This window comes from Bacteroides sp. Ga6A2 (assembly GCF_000702225.1).
Classification (GTDB): domain Bacteria; phylum Bacteroidota; class Bacteroidia; order Bacteroidales; family Bacteroidaceae; genus Ga6A1.
This window is the reverse complement of the sequence record NZ_KL370873.1, coordinates 94,634-113,562: the sequence shown is the minus strand read 5'-3', so window position 1 is coordinate 113,562 and position 18,929 is coordinate 94,634. Positions and strand designations below refer to the sequence as shown.

Below are 18,929 nucleotides of genomic sequence, written 5' to 3'. Positions count from 1 at the left end.
CTTTTGTTTTTACCAGTGCGTTTGCGCAGGACAAAATTATAGTACCTTCAGATCTTCCCATGTCTGTCAGAATGGTTAAGAGTGAGATGCACCGATGCCCAAAGGGCTGGCAGCTCGATTTCCAGAAACAGCCAAAGTGGGATTATTGCCATGGCGTAGAGATGAAGGGCTTCCTCGAGGTTAGCGAAATGTATCGCGACACCGTGGTCTACGCATACGTCAGAGACTTCTGCAATCAGATGACTCACGACGACGGCACGGTAGAGACCTATCGTCCTTACGAACTCAGTCTCGACCGCATAAATACAGCAAAACTCTTCTTCAAGATGTATTGGAAGACGGGCGACGACAAGTATCGCCGTGCAATCGAAAAGTTCAGAATGCAGTTTGATTTTCAGCCTCGCACATCCGAGGGCGGATATTGGCACAAGATGGTTTATCCAAACCAGATGTGGCTCGACGGAATGTATATGGCACAGCCTTTTTATGCCGAGTATAACCGCCGTTTCGGTAAGTTGAGAGAGTGGCAGGAATGCATCAAACAGTTTAAGATAATCGATAAGCATACATTCGACCCCGTAACTGGATGGAATCGCCATGCGTGGGATGAGAAGGCCACACAGCGATGGGCTAACCCAACAACCGGACAGAGCGCACACGCATGGGGACGCGCAAACGGCTGGTACGCAATGGCACTCGTTGATGTGCTTCAGCAGATGCCTGAGGACATCAAGAACAGAGGCGTGCTGGTAGAGATTTTCAAGAGAGTTGCAAAGCAGATTCGTGACAAGCAAGACCCTAAGACTGGCTTGTGGTATCAGGTTCTCGACCGTCCGGGCGATGAGGGCAACTACTTCGAATCGTCGGTTTCGGCAATGTTTATCTACACCTTGTATCGCGGCGTGTTCCAAGGTCTTCTTGACGAGTCATACCTTGATGCAGCCGAAAAGGGATACGACGGTTTCATGAAGGAATTTGTTGATGTTCAGGCTAACGGATTGGTAAACATCAAGAAATGCTGCGCTGTTGCTGGACTTGGCGGTCGTCCTTACCGAATGGGCGACTACAAGTATTACATCGAAGAGGCTGTCAGGGATAATGACCCTAAGGCTGTAGGTCCGTTCATCTCGCTCTGTATTGAGCGTGAGAGACTTGCAATGCGTGCGCAGAAGGCAAGTGCTGTTTCGGAAAAAAATAGCGCAAAGAGTGGCAAAAAAGGTAAAAAGTAAATAATAATAGGTGCGCAGGTGTGCGTACCTATTTATAATATAAACAAAATGATTACAAACTACATTGATTCCATGAAAAAATTGCTTCTGTTGGCAATTCTTACAACTACATTCGCGACGGCTGGTGCAAAGGGACAATACGATAATTCCGATACGCTCTATGTGTCGCTCGACAGAAAAGGAGAGTTCAAGTCGATAGCCAAGGCTATCGAGGTGTGCCGCGCGTTTATGGAGTATCACAAGGTGATTTTCATAAGAAACGGCGTTTATCGCGAGAAACTGGTAATACCGTCGTGGCTCACAAACGTTGAACTGTGCGGCGAGTCGGCCGACAAGACCGTCATTACTTGGGACGATCACGCAACGCGATTCATAACAGGTTCAACTTCCGAAATGGGAACGTTCAGAACCTATACATTAAAGGTTGAGGGCAACGACATCACTCTTAAAAACCTGACCATTGCCAATATGGCAGGCAGGGTGGGACAGGCGGTGGCTCTGCACACCGAAGGCGACAGGATAAAGGTTCTGAGCTGCCGATTGCTTGGTAATCAGGACACCGTATATATGGGCGTTGAAGGAACAAGAGTGTTCTACAAGGACAGTTATATTGAGGGAACGACCGATTTCATCTTCGGTCCGTCGATAGCATGGTTTGAGGGCTGCGAGATTCGCGAACTTGCCAACTCGTATGTTACAGCGGCTTCAACTCCCGAGAACCAGAAATTCGGCTACGTCTTTAACAACTGCAAGATTACGGCCGACGATTCAGTAAAAGAGTTCTACCTCGGTCGTCCGTGGCGACGCTTTGCAAAGACGCTCTTCATGCATTGCGAACTCTCGGGCAAACTCAGCAAAAAAGGCTGGAAGCAATGGAGTAATGCCGAGGAAGGCGCAGAACTTACAAACACTCAGTATCAGGAGTTTGAGAACTCAGGCGAGGGTGCTCAGACAAAAGACAGAGTAGAGTGGAGTAAGGTTCTCAGTAAGAAAGAGGCTTCGAAAATAACACCTGAAAGTGTTTTTGGGGTAAACACATCATGGATTGTTGAATAAAATAGTAAAAAGGCAAAAAGTAATTTTCAATTGATAGAATAAATATTTAAGGCATGAATTTGAATTTACAAATTAAAAGATGTGCTCTTACTTTTGTAATGAGCATGCTCTGCCTGATTGTTTTTGCGCAAAGTTACACCGTGCGAGGAATTGTAACGGATAATAGCGGCGAGCCTATTATCGGTGCAAACGTATCAGTGAAGGGCACGAACAATGGTACAATTACTGACTTTGATGGTAAGTTCACGCTCGACGACGTAAAACCTGCCAACGTGCTTGAGGTTTCTTACATCGGTTACATTACTCAGAGCGTGAAGGTCGGCTCTATGGCTAACTTCACCATCATGCTTCACGAGGATGACAAGACCCTCGACGAGGTTGTTGTTATCGGTTACGGTACAATGAAAAAGCGTGACATCACCGGTGCCGTTTCTTCTGTATCGAGCGATAAGATTATCGACCCAGTATCAAACGTAACGCAGGCATTGCAGGGTAAACTGTCTGGTGTGTTCGTTCAGAGCACCGACGGTCGTCCGGGCGGTTCTGTAAAGGTTCGTGTGCGTGGAGGTGGTTCCATCACACAGAGCAACGAGCCTCTTTACATTGTCGACGGATTCCCTGTGTCAAGTATTGCCGACCTTTCTGCCGAGCAGATTGAATCTATCGACGTGTTGAAGGATGCCGCATCTACTGCAATCTACGGTTCGCGAGGTGCAAACGGTGTAGTTCTTGTAACAACCCGAAGCGCACAGACCGGTGATAAGGTTCGCGTTCAGTACGACGGATATTATCAGACTAAGACTGCAGCCAAGAGACTTGAAACTCTGAACGCTCAGGAATATGTTGGTATTACTTGGGGTATCGGTACAATGCTTGGTATTGGTGACAACGTGGCTAAGTATTTCGGATTGGGTTCTGCCTATGGAAACAATTTTGCTGCTTATGCAAATGTGGCCGCTCACGACTACACAGACGATTTGTTGCGTAATGGTAGAGCGCACAGCCACAATATCTCAATCACCGGAGGTTCAGAGAAGACAAAGATGGCTTTTAACCTCAACTATTTTGATGAGGATGGCTTGAAGAAGAAGTCTGGCTTTGAGCGTTTCGCTACTGCCTTGAAGATAAATCAGAAGATCAGCGAGAAGGTAAAGCTCGACCTCGAATTCCATTATAGTGAGGCAAATACAGAGGGTGACGAGACTTTGCAGGATAGTAAAGGTTCGGTAATTACTTCTGCTTATATGTATCGTCCAATCGACAATCCGCTTGGAACTGGCGATAAGACTTTGTTTGGCGATGGTATGAAAAATGTTGACGAGGACTACAACCCTGTTACGATAAATAACGGAACTGAGCAGTTTGTACAGAGAAGAAACTTCCGTGCAAATGCTGGTCTTGAATGGACTATTGTAGATGGCTTGAAGTTCCGTACTGAGTTTGGTGGCGGTCGTGGTAACAGCGAGAGTCGCTACTACAACAACGGATATTCGCTTAACAGTAAGGATGTAAACTCAGCATCTATAAGCAAGACAAACGGTTGGCAGTATCGTTCGGCTACAACTCTTAACTGGCAGGCTGTAGGTCTTTCTGACATTCACGATTTGTCAGTCCTTGTTGGTAATGAGTTGCGTGGTTCTTCATCAAGCACATTGTCAACTGGAAAATTGAAGGGATATCCTGTATCTTACAGTCCAGAAGAAGTTTGGGCTAATATTGGTGCTTATGATACATCTATTGCCCAGACTGTTCCAACAAACAAGATTGGTACTCCAGAGCGTAACGTCTCATTCTTCGGTCGTTTGAACTATAGCTTGAAGGATAAGTACTTGCTTACAATTACTGCCCGTGCCGATGCTTCGTCTAAGTTTACAAAGAATAACCGTTGGGGTTACTTCCCTGCAGCTGCGATTGCATGGCGTTTGGGCGATGAGAGCTTCTTTGAGGGCTCACGCGAATGGCTTTCAAACCTAAAGCTTCGTTTGTCATACGGAACAGCAGGTTCGGATAATATCAACTCTTCTTTGTGGCAGACAACCTATACCTCAAGTTCGTCTGTTCGCGACGGTTCTCCAGTACTTACATACAAGACTTCGTTCCTTGGAAACCCAGACTTGAAGTGGGAGACAACAGTCTCTCGTAACCTTGGTCTCGACTTCGGTCTGATTAACAACAGAGTTACAGGTAATATTGATGTTTACTGGAATACAACAAAAGACCTTCTTATCACAGTTCCTGTGAGTGTAACAACAGGTTCTAACTTCCAGTACCAGAATGTTGGTAAGACATCTAACAAGGGTATCGAGTTTGCCATCAATGCAAATATCATCCGTACAAAGGATTTTGAATTGACAGCTTCTGCAACATACAACTATAACAAGAACAACATCGACGAGTTGAACGAGGGTGTAACAACTCTTTACGGTTCTACATGGGGTTCATCAGACCAGGTTCCACAGCTCGACTATGAGTATATCGTAGGTCAGCCAGTTGGTACTGTTCGTGGTTTCAAGTGCGTAGGCTTCTATTCTGTTGATGACTTCGAGTATATCAACGGTCAGTATTGCTTGCCTGTTGATGATAACGGAAAGCGTGTAGGCGATTTTGCTCTTTCAACTTTGTATGATGCTACAATGGGAAAAGAGTTCAATATTCCTTCAGGACAGAGCGCATTCCCTGGAGCAGCCAAGTTTGAGGATGTAAACAAGGATGGTGTTATAAACGAGGATGATGTAACAAGCCTTGGCTCTATAACTCCAGCGCATACCGGAGGTTTCAACCTAAATGCAAAGTACAAGGGCTTCGATTTTGGTGCAACATTTGCATGGGCAATTGGCGGACATGTTTACAATGCTGTGGCAATGAACTCGCTTTCGGCAAGTAAGTACTCTCTTGGTTCTAACCGTCTCAGCTTTATCAGAGAGTGTTTCCAGGTTCAGAAATTTGATGACAAGGGTGATGTTTACTTGGTTACCGACCCAGACGAACTGAAGCAGATGAATGCAAACTCAAAGTACTATCTGCCAACGCTTAACCCTTATGTAATCTCTACATTCTTCGAGGATGCTTCATATTTGCGTCTGAATTCGCTTACTCTTGGCTATTCGTTGCCAAAGGAGTTTGTAAAGCATCTTGCAATGCAGAAGCTTCGCTTGTATGTTACGGCTTCTAACTTGCTTACAATCACAGGCTACTCAGGTCTCGACCCAGAAGTCAGCTCTGCCGATGACAAGTCAAGTTCTCGAAATTCGGGTAAGTTCCCTACAATCGGTCTTGACTGGGGTGCTTATCCACGTGCCAAGTCGTTCACATTCGGTCTGAATGTCGAGTTCTAAACCAAAGAGGTGTAATTTAAATACTGATTAAAAATGAAGAAATCATTATATATTGTTTTAGGTGCAGGAATGTTGCTTGGCGCAACATCTTGTGATGAATACCTTGACACATCTTCGCCTTCTATTGCATCTTCCGATTTCGTGTTTACACACGAGGAGAGTGCGCAGGGCGCGCTTAACTATGCCTACGAAATGTGGCGAGGAAGTTCGGCTGTTCACTCAAACGGATTGTTCTACGATGTGGTTGTTGACGGCGATGAGACAACACGCCAGCCAGAGCGTTTCGGTGCTCAGGCGCGTAACTTGCCACAGAGTATGTATGCAGCCATTTCGGGTGCTGCGGGTGGCGTAAACTGCGAGAAGGGCGGTACTAAGAACTTCAGTCTCGACTACAAGAATTCAGCATCTGCTTTTTCTGGCTTGTATTCTATTATCGGACAGACAAACTATCTTACCCGTGCTTTCGAGGCTCAGCCAGAGTTTGAGAAGATTCTAAAGGAAGGCAAGCCTACTGTATTGTCAGACCTTTACGGTCAGGCAGTAGCACTTCGTGCAACTTGCTACTTCGAGCTTCTTCGTTTCTTCGGCGATATCCCTTACTCTCTTGAGCCGGGTGTTGCTGCCGAGGGTCTGACAAGCCGCGATTACATTTACGACGACCAGCTCCGCCGTCTGAAGTTGGTTGAGCCGTTCATGTTCCGCCTTGGCGAGAACGCATCGGCTGTGCCTACTATAATGACAAGAGACTATGTAGACGGTCTTATCGGCCGTATGGCGTTGTATGCAGCAGGATACAGCACTCGTCGTAACGATGTTGAGTATGTTGGTTACGATGGCAACAAGATTTCTTTTGAGATTGCATGCAAATCGGCAAACACAAATTCGTTCTATGCCCGCCGCAGCGATTACAGGAAGATTCTTGAGGACGCGCTTCCATACCTTCGCAGTTTCTACGCAGCATCTTTGGCCCGCAACAGCTATGGTTACTTGGTTGTAAAGGATGGACGTACTTCTGATGTGTTCAACACAGAGGATGGAAAGGTAGAGCGTAAATACGGAAATCCATATCAGTATGCTTTCCAGCAGATGATGAACGGCGACGGCTTCTATTCAGCAGAAAGTGTGTACGAGATTCCAGAAACTCGTGCCGTAGGTGCAAACGAGCGTCCATACGCGTTTGGTCGTCCATCAAACGGTGGTGGTAGTAACTCATTCCCATGTAAGGCATACGGTCAGAGCCGTTTCAACCCTCTTTACTACTACAACGACTTCGACCCTAAGGATTTGCGCCGCGATGTTACATGTACCGTAACTGGTAGTGACGGTAAGGGTGGCGAGGCTATCATCTCGCTGGCTGGTAATGCCTCAGCAAAGCTTGCCGGCGGTATTGCCCTTAACAAGTGGGACGAGAACCGTGGTTCTTCGCCTTATGTATTGTCACAGCGTCAGGCCGGTATCAACTGCCCTTACATGCGTTCTGCCGACATCTATCTTATGATTGCCGAGATTGATGCAATTATAGGTAATGAGGTTGAAGGCAAGCAGATGCTTGAAGCCGTTCATAACCGAGCTTTTGCCGAGCCACAGGACATCAACGCCTTCATCGAGAAGTGCGGCGGTTCTTTGCTCGATGCTGTTATCGAGGAGCGCAAGCTTGAGTTCGGAGGCGAGGGCTCACGCCGTTACGACCTTATCCGTAACAATATGCTTACTCCTGTTCTTACTGATTTCCATAACAAGATGGAGGCTATGTATTCCGACCTTCAGACTAAGGGATATCATACTTTCGAAAACGGAAACGTGATTTCTAACTATATTTGGGTTAAGAACGTGGATGCCAAGAAGCTCTTCGGATATCGCCTTACAACTCAGTATTCTGCTCCTGAAGAGGCTGCTGAGTACGACTGGCAGAATGACCTTGCATCAACAGTTCTCTATCCATGCTGGAGAGGTCAGAACGATGACTGGTATTCTGTTGGCTATGCTTCTTATTCGTTGGAGTCTGATAGAACAAAGAACTTGGCAAAAATCAATCAGACAACTACAAACCTTTCAATTGTAGGCTTGTTCCGCCATGTTGATGAAGAAGAGGCAAAGGCTCTCGAAGCCGACGGATATACAAGAGTTGACTGGGGTATTTCTCTCCTCAGCAGCGATAACAAGGACGACTATAACAAGAATGTTTTGTGCGGATATGTTTACGACTATCCTCCAATCTACTTCTTGCCGTTCAGTATAACTGATATGCAGACATCTAAGATTACAAACGGTTATGGCTTCCAGAACGTGAAGTAATTTAAAAGAATATCAACAATAGAAAGAGTCTGGTTTCTCATCGCGGAAGCCAGACTTTTTTTGTAAATAATGTTCGTAATCTGCAACAAACTGTTGGAAAAAGAAAAGGCGTAAGCGAAATATTATTACTTTTGTACCTGAAATACAACTAAAACTGATGTTATAACAAAATCTAAAAGTATGAACAAGTACATTCTGACTTTTGTATGCTGTCTGACATTCTCGCTGCTTGGCGTGGCTCAGACAAGAGAGATTATTCCGGTAGACTGGAAGGGTATTAAAAAGGAGATAAAGAAGAATCCCGAACATGTAAGGGATTTGGTAAAGAGGCTGTCGGCCGAGAAAATAGACACTACGATGACTTTTCCCGAGAGGATTCTGGCATTCTATGGGCAGTCTTTCCTGACCGACGATGGCGAGGAGCTTGATGCAAGGGAGTCGATGAAGTTGCTGAGAGAAGAGAAATATAAGGATTGCATAAAGAGGGCAGACAAGGCTTTAGGCGTAAATCCGCTGAACTTGGATGCTCTTTGTGCCAAAGGCGTTGCCTTGAAGAGGCTGTCAAAAGATTCAAAATCGGGAGTAGCAGAAGACGAATGTATTCTGTATTTCAACAGAATGACTCGCATCTTCAACACGATAGCAATGACGGGCTATGGAGACAAGGAGCATCCTTTCTATGTTACGAAGGTGAGCGACGAGTATAGTTTTATGAACCATTATCTCGAACTATACGACCGCGAGCGTCAGGTTCTTGCCGGAAACTGCGACCTTATTTATTTGAAAAATGGCAGCAAATATTACGACGCAAAGGAAATCTATTTTGAGATTACGCGAGTATTGGAGCTTGAGTCGATAAAGTTTGGCTTAATGAAACCTGATTATAAATAACAGAAAAACAGAGCATCCTAATCAAAGAAAGATGCTCTGTTTTTTTATGGTTTGTTTCTGGCGGACTTGCAAAAGTGATTTTTTAGTCATATTTTTGTGCATAAGGAAGTTAGATGCCGTCATTCATCGGCTTCTGTAAAGAACTATAACCTTTTTTAAAAGCACATTTATATGGAACAGGACAAAAACATGCGCGTGGGAATTATCGGCGCAGGCTGGATAGCCACAAAGGCAGCAATCACGCTTTGCCATTTAACTAATGTAGAGGCTTATGCCATAGCGTCGCGCACGCTCGCCAGGGCGCAGGAGTTTGCCGCAAAATGGAACATTGCCAAGGCTTACGGCTCGTACAGCGAGCTGATTGCCGACCCCGATGTTGACCTTGTGTACGTTGCAACGCCCCACAGCCATCATTTCGGTGTTACGCGCGAGGCTATCCTTGCCGGAAAGCCTTGCCTTGTTGAGAAGGCTTTCATGGCAAATCATCGTGAGGCTGAGGAGATTGTTACGCTGGCGCGAGAAAAGCGCGTTTTCCTTGCCGAAGCCATCTGGACTCGCTATCAGCCGGCCGTGAAGATTGTGCGCAAACTCATATCCGACGGCAGGATAGGAGAACCGCGGCTTGTTACGGCAACGCTGGGCTACAGCATGGGCGAGAAACCGCGTATAATGCAGCCCGACCTCTGCGGCGGCGCGTTGCTCGACCTTGGCGTGTATGCTATCAACTTTGTGAGAATGTTTTTCGACAGCAGGATTCTGAATATTGAGTCGCAATGTGTAAAGTCGAAAACGGGAATGGATTTGACAAACTCAATCTCGCTCGTTCTCGAAGATGGAATCCTTGCAAACCTTCAGTCGTCGGCTGCCTGCGTGGGCGATAATATCGGCGTAATTGCCGGAACGGAGGGCAACATCATCATCGACAACATAAACAATCCGCAGCGGATTCGTCTGAACGGTCGCGACCGCGTGTTTGTAGAGGAGATTGAAGTGCCGCGGCAGATTACGGGCTACGAATATCAGTTCTTGGAGTGTCGCGAGGCTATTGCCGACAACCAGCTTGAGCCGTACAGCATGCCGCTCAACGAGACGCTCTACATAATGCAGCTGATGGACGGTTTGCGCCGTAAGTGGGGCGTGCGCTATCCGATGGACGATTTCTGATACACGTTATTTGAGAATTCACAATTCATAATTCACAATTCATAATTCAGAATTCAAAATTCAGAATTCACAATTTGAGAATTCATAATTCATAATTCAGAATTTACAATTTGAGAATTCAAAATTCAAAATTCATAATTCATAATTGGCGGTTGGTTTTCATTATTCATAAACTACCCTCTCAAAAAACAACTGTAACTGTAACTCGATTTGGAATTTTGAAAGTTGAAAAGTCTTGATTCTGAATGTGTTGGGAAAGAGATAGCGGGTAATTCATGTAAGCCAAATCATTGGTAATGCAAACAGGGTGAAGCCTTGCAATAGAAAACGAGTTGGGCGGAAAGACGAAGAATCAGATTTTTTTGTTTTTCCGCCTATGTTTTTCAAAATGCAGACAAAACAGACTTCAACAAAAAAATAGTTTGTATCTTTACTGCCGTAAAAAGATTATTTCCAGACATGAGTAATTTGTTGTATCATTTCGTAGCCTTTGTTGTGGTGGCGATATGGGGCTCTACCTTCGTATTTACAAAACTGCTGCTAAACGGCGGACTGTCGCCTGCGCAGATATTCACGCTCAGGTTTATAATAGCCTATGTGCTGCTGCTTGCCACGTCGCTGTCGTACTATCCGCGCAAGATGGGCTGGACAAAGACCGGGCTGAAGAAGTTTCGCCTCTTTGCCGATTCTGTTAAGGACGAAATGCTGATGCTCGGACTTGGCATAAGCGGCGGCTCGCTCTATTTCCTTACCGAAAATTCGGCTATGAACTATACAACAACCACAAACACGTCGCTTATAGTTTGCCTCTGTCCGCTCTTTGCAACTGCGCTTATATCGCTGTTCTACAAGTCGGAAAGACTCAGTAAGATTCAGATTCTGGGCACTCTGATGGCTGCCCTTGGTGTTGTGGTGGTTGTTCTTAACGGTCATTTCGTGCTCCATCTCTCGCCGCTTGGCGATGCCCTGGCTTTTGCGGCGTGCCTTTGCTGGGCTGTCTACTCTCTGCTTATGATTCCGGCAAGCCAGAAGTACAACACAATCTTTGTGACCAGAAAAGTATTTTTCTACGGACTTGTGTCTATGCTTCCTTACTATTGGTTTGTGCCGGGATTTCCGTCGCTTGCCGACATCATGCGCCCCGAAGTGCTCAACAACCTTCTGTTTCTTGGCTGCGTGGCGTCAATGCTCTGCTTTCTTGTATGGAACTGGGTTATAAAGAGACTCGGCGCGGTGGCTGCCACAAACTACGTCTATTTCAATCCCGTTACAACCATTGTCTTTGCGTGGGTTGTGCTTAGCGAGGATATAACCGTGTACTTCATCATAGGCTCGGTATTGATTATTGCCGGAATGTTTTTGTCGAACAAGAAGTAAATTTGTCATTTTTTTATATCTTTGTCGTAATTTCCAACTTTGGGAAGAAACATTTATCTTGTAGATATGAAAAATAAGGATACAGAAGATTATGAGGAGTTGGAAGACGTCTCGTATCTGTTCAAAGGAAATCTTGATGACGACGACGATTTTGACTATGACGACGATGACGAAGAGTATGAAGACGATGACGATTGCTTTTACACAAATGCACAGGCAAGACTGATTTTTGATGAGATAAAGAAACAGACTGCCGTAACAGCCGTAGAGATTGTTGCCGACATAGTTGATAAGAACAAACCGCTGCTCTTGACTGACAGCAAGTTTGGCGGACTTCCTTACTGGCAGGATGGAATGGAATATCCTACGGCAAAAGACGACGGGACAAAACTCGTACTTCTGGCTCAGATAAACTTCGGGCAGATGCCGCATCTCGATGACTTTCCTGAGAGTGGAATCCTTCAGTTCTTCATAAAGCCCGACGATATTTACGGCTGCGATTTTGATAATAGAAATTACGACAAATGGCGTCCGGTATATCACGAGAACATCGGCGAGCCTATGAGCGAGGATGCTCTCAGGGCAATGGGCGTCAAGACTGCCGAGGAGGTGGAGTATTTCCCGCTATCGCCCGAGTTTGCCCTTTCTTTCGAGAAACAGGAAAATGTCCTGAATATGACTTGCGAGGATCTTTTTGAAAGAGAGGTGCGTAAGATTGCTCCAAAACTGAATCTGCCAGTTCCCGATGATAATGTGCCTTTCTACGATTTCTTCAGCGAAAGCATAAGTGATGAATTTTATGACGAGTGTAGCAGAGAAGGACATAGAATAGGCGGATATCCGGCGTTTACACAATGCGACCCTCGTCTGCCCGACGATGACAAGGATGTTCTTCTGTTGCAGATTGACAGCTGTGGCGAAGGCGATGTTGGTGACGGCTTGATAATGTGGGGCGACTGCGGCATTGGCAATTTCTTCATTTCAAGAGACGACTTGAAAAAGCGCGACTTCTCTCGGGTTCTTTACAACTGGGACTGCAACTGATTGAATTATTACAAAGAACGAATCTTATACCGAAACCGTTTCTGCTCCTTGCAGGCAGAGGCGGTTTTTGTTTTGTTGATACGTTTCGGGAGCGGCAAAGTGTGTTGTGCAGCAGATGTGTTAAAAAATTATAAAATGCTCAGCAATAACATTCTTTTCACTACTTTTGCGGCGATTAAAAACAGGTATATGAACAAGATTAAGAAAACACTTTTGGCATTGTTCGTGGCAATGTCGTGCTCGGCAATGGCACAAAACGCACAGAACTATCTTAACATCAAAGCTCCAATCTCATTCGACGGAAAGGATTATAAGCTTGGCTGGAGCTCTCATCCTGCCGAATATTACTACTTGGAAGAGTTCTTTCCCGAAGGACAGAAACCTGAGCATTACGACGATATGTTTAGCGTTTCTGTGGTTGTTGCAGATGTCGAGGTTTCTGATTTGGTCATGGCCAAGGTGCGCGAACTCGACGAACGCAAGAAAACTGACGGATGCTGCAATTATCAGGTTCTGGAGAGAAAGGGAGGCGAGGTTATCATCGACTTTATGGTTGCTGCCTACGAGAATGGCAAGACATCGTTTGTAGAGTCGGACATTCATCATTACAAGAAAATCAAGTTGAACGGAAAGCCAGCTGTACAGCTTAACTTTTACAGCCACAGAGCTTATGGCGACGATATTGTTCCTTACTTCGAAACTCTTTTGAAACAGAAGACCGACTGGATTATAAAAATGGGCGAGATGGATATTAAAGTCAGTCTGAAACAGTAGTCCGTTTGGGGCGAAAGGGGCGGTGGCGTATGGGTGAGGCTTCTTCATTGTGCTATGGCTTTTGTTTGGGATGTTTTCGGGTTTCGTTCGGGATGCGGGCTTGTAACTTGTTTGCGATGCAAAGATACAAACCCTAAAATTGCCACTTATGCGTTAACGTACGTTTTTAGGAGTTCCGTACGATTATATGCGATTTTTTTTCTCTGTGGGAAAATATACGTTTGGCTTCTTTCTCGCTTCATGGGTAATCCAACGAATATCATTGACCCTGAAAGCGGTCGTCCATTGCAACTAATGGGGCACTCTTTCAGAGTGCTTGTTGTTAATGGCTATTATACCGCAGGTCGTCCCGACCTACGGTTACTAAGCGGAGACGCTTTCAGCGTCTGTGAAATACAGAAAAGTGTTGTAATTTTCATAAAGCCAATGATTTAAGGAAATAGATGCGTCGAGAATAATCCAGAACTCGCGTAGCCTTTAGAGCGAGTTCGGGATTGCCATGCGTCTCTTTCGGTAGCAATCGAACGGACTTTGAGCTGAAAATTCGGCTTTACGGGTGTCTGTAACGTTGTGTATTCTTTCCGATAATGCCGAGGGCGTATCGTATAATGCTGATATAATGCCTTTTAGGAGAAAAATATATACGGGAGAGTTACAGTTACAGTGGTTACAGTTGTTTTTCGAGAGGGTTGTAGTTTAATTTATTCTCTCTCTTTTTTTTATTTTATATATTATATATATTATATATATTATATTATATAATATATTAATTATTAGATATTTATATATATATTATAATAAAGAGTTTTATTAATATTAATATATACCATGCCTCAAAAAAACGAACTGTAACTGTAACTTTGTAACGCTTTACTCAATTTTTCTTTATATGGCTCTTTGTAAAAAAATATCGAGAAACCCTTTGTTTAAAGGACTTCTCGATGTGTGCCTTGTGATCCCGATGGGATTCAAACCCATGACCTTCAGAACCGGAATCTGACGCTCTATTCAGCTAAGCTACGGGACCTTTTGTTTTTTCAAACTCGTGCAAAGATAATTCTTTTTATCCAATAATCCAAATTTTAGTACCAGTCGAGCGTTGACGACATGCTACTCTTCTTCTCGTACTTCAGGGCATCGGCAAGTTCCGAGGCATTGGCGCGAAGCGAGATGTTGTATGATGTGTATGGACCAACCACAAAACTTCCGCTCATGTCGAAGCAATGCATGCTTCTGCCAATAGAGCAGGTCGTTGCCGAAATGCGGTGGTTGTTGAAGTCGTAGCCCGAACTGAAGCTGAAACTCCAGTTGCTCGAGATTCCAACGTTTCCGCTGAAGTTGAGCGTGTGGGTTAGTTTGTATGGATAGCGGTGCGTGCGCACGTTGAATTTGCTCTTTGTGTGGTCTTCGGCAAGCGATACGCCATACGAGAAACTCAGCGACCACGGCAGTTTGAAAGCCATGTAGCCGTCTTTGTCGGTAGTATCTTCCTTGTGCTTATCCTTTCTTACAACATTTTTCTCTTCGCCGTCCTCGTTAGCATCGTCTGCTTTGTTTTCGGTAGATTCTTGTTCTTTGTCCTTCTTTCCGAAGCCGAACAATTTGGCGAGTTTCTCGTTGTTAAGGGTGTACGAAATGCTCTGGCTCATTCCCTGATAGCGGCCGAAGCGTCCGTAACTCCATTCGGTACGGTCGCTCAGGTCTCCGTTGTCGTCGTAAGCGTATGTGGCAAATACGGCTGTGGTGCTGAACGTATAGCTCTTAGACAGTTTCAGACGCAGATTTACGGTCATGTCGCTCCATTTGCGTGTTGTGGCTGCAAAGTTGTAGCCCATGCTTACACCAAGGTTGTCGATAAGACTAATCTTCTTGTAACCAGTCGAATCCTTGTCCGAACGAATCTTCATCTCAACGTTGTTGCCTATCGAGAAGTTCATCGAGCTTGACAGACCGCTTCCCGGCGCGCCATAGAGTGCACCCTCGTAGTAGTTGTACTGCACATCGTTGCCGTTGGCATCCTTGTATGTTCCGTAAACTCCGAATCGCTTGTCGCTGAAATCGGGCGTATAACTGTACGAAACCTGAGGCGTTAGGACGTGGCGTATTGCCACAACCTTGTCGCCGAAAAGTTTGCGGCTCGGAACATAGAAACCGTAGAGCGTAGTATTGGCAGAAATGCCGGTAGAATAGTCGTAAACTCGGTTGAATCCCGTAATTGTATCGCGTTCTACTACGCCCTTGTCCTTGTTGTATTTTTGCTCCACCTTGTAGGTGTACCAGCGTTCGTGATAGCTGACTTGCGGACTAACGTTAATGTATTTCAGAAGGCTGAAACTCATGTCGGTGCTGAGTTGATGGTTCATACCATTCTTCCAGTCTTTTGCAAAACTCGAGTGCAGCAGTTTGTCTTCCTTTGTGCTGATGCTGTTAGCCATCTGCATATTGTAGTTTATGCCGATTTTCTCGTACCATCGTGCGCTTCCGGCCGCCTTCTTGCGCTTGAACGGATAGAACTTAGGAATTCTGAAGTCTACTCCCGGAAGAGACACCTGCATAGAGCTGTCGCGAGTGTTCTGCGAGAGGGTAGAGGTGAGCGAGAGAGTTGCTCCCGTTCCCCACAAGTCGTTAAGGTTGAGCGAGATACTCGAAGCCTTTGTGTTTGATGAATATTCGGCCAGATTATATCTTGCCGAAAGGCTGTTGGCGTTATAACTGCTTGTGTTGAATCTGACACTTGCAGAGAAGCCTATCTTCGGGTTTGCCTTTGCATCCTGACGATGGCTCCAGTTTATCTGAAAGTCGGTCGACTCGGTCTGGTCTATGCCCTTGTCGCCGCTCTTTGTCTTCATGTAACTGGCGTTGAAACTGCCCGAGTAGCGGTATCTCTTAACGTAGTTAGACGATGCCTTCAAGCCCCACGACCCCTGCGTGTAGATGTCGCCGAGCAGCTTCAGGTCCATGCGGTCGCTTATGGCAAAGTAATATCCTCCGTCGCGAAGATAGAATCCTCGCGTGCTCTCGTCGCCGTATGTTGGCATGATGAATCCGCTCGAATACTTGCTGCTGAACGGGAAGTAGAAGAACGGAACGGCAAGCGGCAGCGTAACATCCTCGACCACGAGCCATGCCGGACCCGATACCACGTCCTTTCCCGGACGCACCTTGGCGCGGCTCAGAGCCAGATAGAAGTGCGGATGCTTTTCGTCGCAGGTTGTATATTTGGCGTGCTCAACATAAAGTTCGTCGTTCGAGCCTTTCTTGGCCCTCTCACTCGTCAGGAATCCGTCGCCCTGCTTTGTGTCGACGTTGGTTATGTAGCCGCGCTTTGTCTTGAAGTTGTAGCTCATAGTCTCGGCGTTGTACGGCGTGTCGCCGTCGGTAAATACCGGCAGACCGTTCATCACTCCGAGCGAGTCGGGCATACCTTGTGCAAATACGGTGCTGCTGTCGATATTCATCGAAATCTGGTCGGCCTCGAGAGTGATATTCTGATACGAAACCTTGCTTTTTCCATACAGATGGGCAAAACCCTTGCCAGCCTCGTACACAATTGAGTCGTTTGCTGTGTACTCGACAGGTGCTTCGAGCGGCTGATTTTTTCTGTTCACACCAACAGAGTCGTGCGACAGCGAATCGTTTGCAAGAGAATCTGAACGTATGGCATCTGGCTTTACGGAATCGCTCACCGAAAAATTGTGACGCTCAACCGCAAAACGGGCATTAGACCGTTGCGCCATGAGGAACAACAGTACGAATGATGCAAATATGAATGTTTTTTTCTTCAAAACGTCGGCAAAATTACAACATTTCCTTGTTACCTGCTAATCTTTTAATGATATTTTCTGTGTTACAGAAACATTTTACACCAATTTTCGAACCTCTCAATTCCGTCGTCTCCGAATTTTCTGATGCTTTTCAGAGCCTGCTCCGGAGTCTTTACTTTTTCGAGGTTCGACTTGCTGTAAAACTTGTCGGCAAAGCAGATAAGTTGTTCTTCTAACGTTTCGGGAATCAAATCCTTGTGCGGAACCGGCAGATTTTGTTCAACAATCTGCTTGAGCGACAGCCCCGTGCCCGTGTGCCTTTCGCAAACCCTTGCGTGGCGCGGATATCCCTCGGCCTCCATTATTCGTGCGCCAATAGTGCCGTGGCAGATGTAAGGTTCTGTGCCAAAGCATTTTATTCCGGGAGCATCAGTCTCGAAAATGCCTATGTCGTGAAGCATTGCCGCCTCGAAAACAAAGTCTTTGTCTATATCAAATTCTGGATGTTTGTTTGCAATTTCTATAGCCATGTCGGCAACGCACCGGCTGTGGAAAAGCAGAATTTCTTTCAGTTCCGATTCCTCGGGGTAGTATTTGTTAATTATGTCCAGCGGATTCATTTTTTATCTGAGAAATAGAATATTGTGTTAAAACTATGCAGAACAATCTATTCTTTTTGCGGAAGCAAAAGTAACTAAATTATGTCAAAAAGCAGTATTAAAACGAAAAAATGTTATGCAGATTATTAGACTTTTACAAAAAAAATATTATTTTTGCGACATTATACTTTAAATGTTATGTGCAAAAAAATATTCTTATTAGCATTTCTAGCGTTGAATGTGGCATGGAATATGCCTTCATTCGGAGCATCTGCTCCTGCAAGTAAAAAGTTTATCGTAGTTATCGACCCGGGACATGGTGGTCATGACCCCGGTGCTATCGGTTCAACAACACGAGAGAAAGTTATCAATCTATCTATTGCTTTGGAAGTTGGACGCCTAATCGAGAAAAACTGTAGCGATGTAAAGGTCATCTATACTCGTAAGAAGGATGAGTTTGTTCCGCTTGACGAGCGTGCAAACATCGCAAACAAGAACAAGGCCGACTTGTTCATCTCTATACACACCAACTCTCTCCCAAGTGGAAAGATTGCCCGTGGTGCCGAGACTTATACGCTTGGTATGGCCAAGGCCGAGGCAAACCTTGAGGTTGCAAAGAAGGAGAACAATGTAATCCTTGTTGAGGATAACTACCGTGAAAAGTACGAGGGCTTCAACCCAAGTTCGTCTGAGAGTTATATCATGTTCGAGTACATGCAGGACAAGTACATGGAACAGAGTGTCGAGTTTGCTCGCCTTATCCAGAACAAGTTCGTGTCTACTGCAAACCGTGCCGACCGTGGTGTGCATCAGGCAGGATTCCTTGTGTTGAGATGTACTTCTATGCCAAGCGTACTTATCGAACTTGGTTATATCTCAACTCCTGATGAAGAGCAGTATCTTACATCAGACGAGGGTATCTCAAACATGTCAAAGAGTATCTACGAGGCATTCCTTAACTATCGTCACAACAACGACGGTCGTATCAAGACTGCTACAATATCAAGCAACGACGATGCAATCGTAGGCAGCGTTCCTACTGTTACTGCAACAGCGTCAGAGCCTGCCGTAGCTCCTGCTGCTGCACCTGCTGCTCCAGCCGTTGTTGCTGCTCCGGTTAATCCAAATGCTCCGGGCGCACCGGCACCAGCCGCTCCAGCTGTTGTTGAAGAGCCTGCTCCAGCCGCACCTGCCGTAGTTGAGGCTCCTGTTGCTCCAGCACCAGCCGCTCCTGCTGCACCTGCTGCTCCGGCTCCTGCTAAGCCAGCCGCACCTGTTGCCGAGCCAGCTCCAACACCAGCACCAGCTCCTGCTGCACCTGCAACTCCAGAGCCAGCCGCTCCAGCACCTGCAAAACCTGCTGCACCAGCACCTGCTAAGCCAGCAACTCCTGCTCCAGCC

At 45.8% G+C, this 18,929-nt stretch carries 11 protein-coding genes, 1 tRNA gene and 1 pseudogene; 10 read left to right on the top strand and 3 right to left on the bottom strand.

Annotated elements, in window-relative coordinates:
* The first annotated feature begins 59 nt into the window (after positions 1–59).
* From T538_RS0115265 to T538_RS0115225, 9 genes are all read left to right on the top strand, one after another.
* Entirely contained in the window at positions 60–1,229 is a 1,170-nt protein-coding gene (locus T538_RS0115265) for a glycoside hydrolase family 88/105 protein (protein ID WP_231497131.1), read from the top strand.
* Between the two features lie 72 nt (positions 1,230–1,301).
* On the top strand, positions 1,302–2,285 hold the full coding sequence (locus tag T538_RS0115260; protein ID WP_034539362.1) for a pectinesterase family protein: 984 nt from the start codon (positions 1,302–1,304) through the stop codon (positions 2,283–2,285).
* A 104-nt stretch (positions 2,286–2,389) separates the two neighbouring features.
* Positions 2,390–5,620 carry a SusC/RagA family TonB-linked outer membrane protein gene (locus T538_RS0115255; protein WP_231497130.1) on the top strand — a complete coding sequence of 1,077 codons (3,231 nt, stop codon included), beginning with the start codon at positions 2,390–2,392 and terminating at the stop codon, positions 5,618–5,620.
* Positions 5,621–5,653: 33 nt separating this feature from the next.
* Entirely contained in the window at positions 5,654–7,915 is a 2,262-nt protein-coding gene (locus T538_RS0115250; protein WP_031535095.1) for a RagB/SusD family nutrient uptake outer membrane protein, read from the top strand.
* A gap of 180 nt (positions 7,916–8,095) precedes the next feature.
* Positions 8,096–8,806: a DUF4919 domain-containing protein gene (locus T538_RS0115245; RefSeq protein ID WP_051656168.1), complete on the top strand. Its 711-nt coding sequence runs from the start codon at positions 8,096–8,098 to the stop codon at positions 8,804–8,806.
* Positions 8,807–8,977: 171 nt separating this feature from the next.
* A complete protein-coding gene (locus T538_RS0115240) occupies positions 8,978–9,970 on the top strand; it encodes a Gfo/Idh/MocA family protein (protein WP_231497129.1) in 993 nt (330 codons plus the stop codon).
* A gap of 459 nt (positions 9,971–10,429) precedes the next feature.
* Positions 10,430–11,347, top strand: coding sequence for a DMT family transporter (locus T538_RS0115235; protein ID WP_031535101.1), 918 nt, complete (start codon positions 10,430–10,432; stop codon positions 11,345–11,347).
* A gap of 66 nt (positions 11,348–11,413) precedes the next feature.
* The gene (locus T538_RS0115230) at positions 11,414–12,391 is read left to right on the top strand and encodes a YwqG family protein (RefSeq protein ID WP_155993286.1); all 978 of its coding nucleotides are present in this window, start codon (positions 11,414–11,416) and stop codon (positions 12,389–12,391) included.
* 189 nt (positions 12,392–12,580) lie between these two features.
* Complete coding sequence (locus T538_RS0115225) at positions 12,581–13,165, top strand: hypothetical protein (RefSeq protein WP_031541517.1); 585 nt, start codon at positions 12,581–12,583, stop codon at positions 13,163–13,165.
* A gap of 953 nt (positions 13,166–14,118) precedes the next feature.
* Here the strand turns inward: T538_RS0115225 and T538_RS0115220 are convergent.
* From T538_RS0115220 to T538_RS0115210, 3 genes are all read right to left on the bottom strand, one after another.
* Positions 14,119–14,192: transfer RNA gene (locus T538_RS0115220), tRNA-Arg, on the bottom strand.
* A gap of 55 nt (positions 14,193–14,247) precedes the next feature.
* Positions 14,248–16,902 carry a putative LPS assembly protein LptD gene (locus T538_RS0115215; protein ID WP_051656180.1) on the bottom strand — a complete coding sequence of 885 codons (2,655 nt, stop codon included), beginning with the start codon at positions 16,900–16,902 and terminating at the stop codon, positions 14,248–14,250.
* A gap of 110 nt (positions 16,903–17,012) precedes the next feature.
* A complete protein-coding gene (locus T538_RS0115210; RefSeq protein ID WP_031535109.1) occupies positions 17,013–17,549 on the bottom strand; it encodes an HD domain-containing protein in 537 nt (178 codons plus the stop codon).
* Positions 17,550–17,780: 231 nt separating this feature from the next.
* Between T538_RS0115210 and T538_RS19260 the strand changes: the two are divergent.
* Positions 17,781–18,647, top strand: a pseudogene (locus T538_RS19260) (N-acetylmuramoyl-L-alanine amidase); the annotation flags it as partial.
* Positions 18,648–18,929: the final 282 nt, after the last annotated feature.

Coding starts and splice junctions, on each gene's coding strand:
- T538_RS0115240 (WP_231497129.1), top strand. CDS start 8,978: ATGGAACAGGACAAAAACATGCGCGTGGGAATTATCGGCGCAGGCTGG.
- T538_RS0115260 (WP_034539362.1), top strand. CDS start 1,302: ATGAAAAAATTGCTTCTGTTGGCAATTCTTACAACTACATTCGCGACG.
- T538_RS0115245 (WP_051656168.1), top strand. CDS start 8,096: ATGAACAAGTACATTCTGACTTTTGTATGCTGTCTGACATTCTCGCTG.
- T538_RS0115215 (WP_051656180.1), bottom strand. CDS start 16,902: ATGGCGCAACGGTCTAATGCCCGTTTTGCGGTTGAGCGTCACAATTTT.
- T538_RS0115235 (WP_031535101.1), top strand. CDS start 10,430: ATGAGTAATTTGTTGTATCATTTCGTAGCCTTTGTTGTGGTGGCGATA.
- T538_RS0115230 (WP_155993286.1), top strand. CDS start 11,414: ATGAAAAATAAGGATACAGAAGATTATGAGGAGTTGGAAGACGTCTCG.
- T538_RS0115255 (WP_231497130.1), top strand. CDS start 2,390: ATGCTCTGCCTGATTGTTTTTGCGCAAAGTTACACCGTGCGAGGAATT.
- T538_RS0115250 (WP_031535095.1), top strand. CDS start 5,654: ATGAAGAAATCATTATATATTGTTTTAGGTGCAGGAATGTTGCTTGGC.
- T538_RS0115265 (WP_231497131.1), top strand. CDS start 60: ATGTCTGTCAGAATGGTTAAGAGTGAGATGCACCGATGCCCAAAGGGC.
- T538_RS0115210 (WP_031535109.1), bottom strand. CDS start 17,549: ATGAATCCGCTGGACATAATTAACAAATACTACCCCGAGGAATCGGAA.
- T538_RS0115225 (WP_031541517.1), top strand. CDS start 12,581: ATGAACAAGATTAAGAAAACACTTTTGGCATTGTTCGTGGCAATGTCG.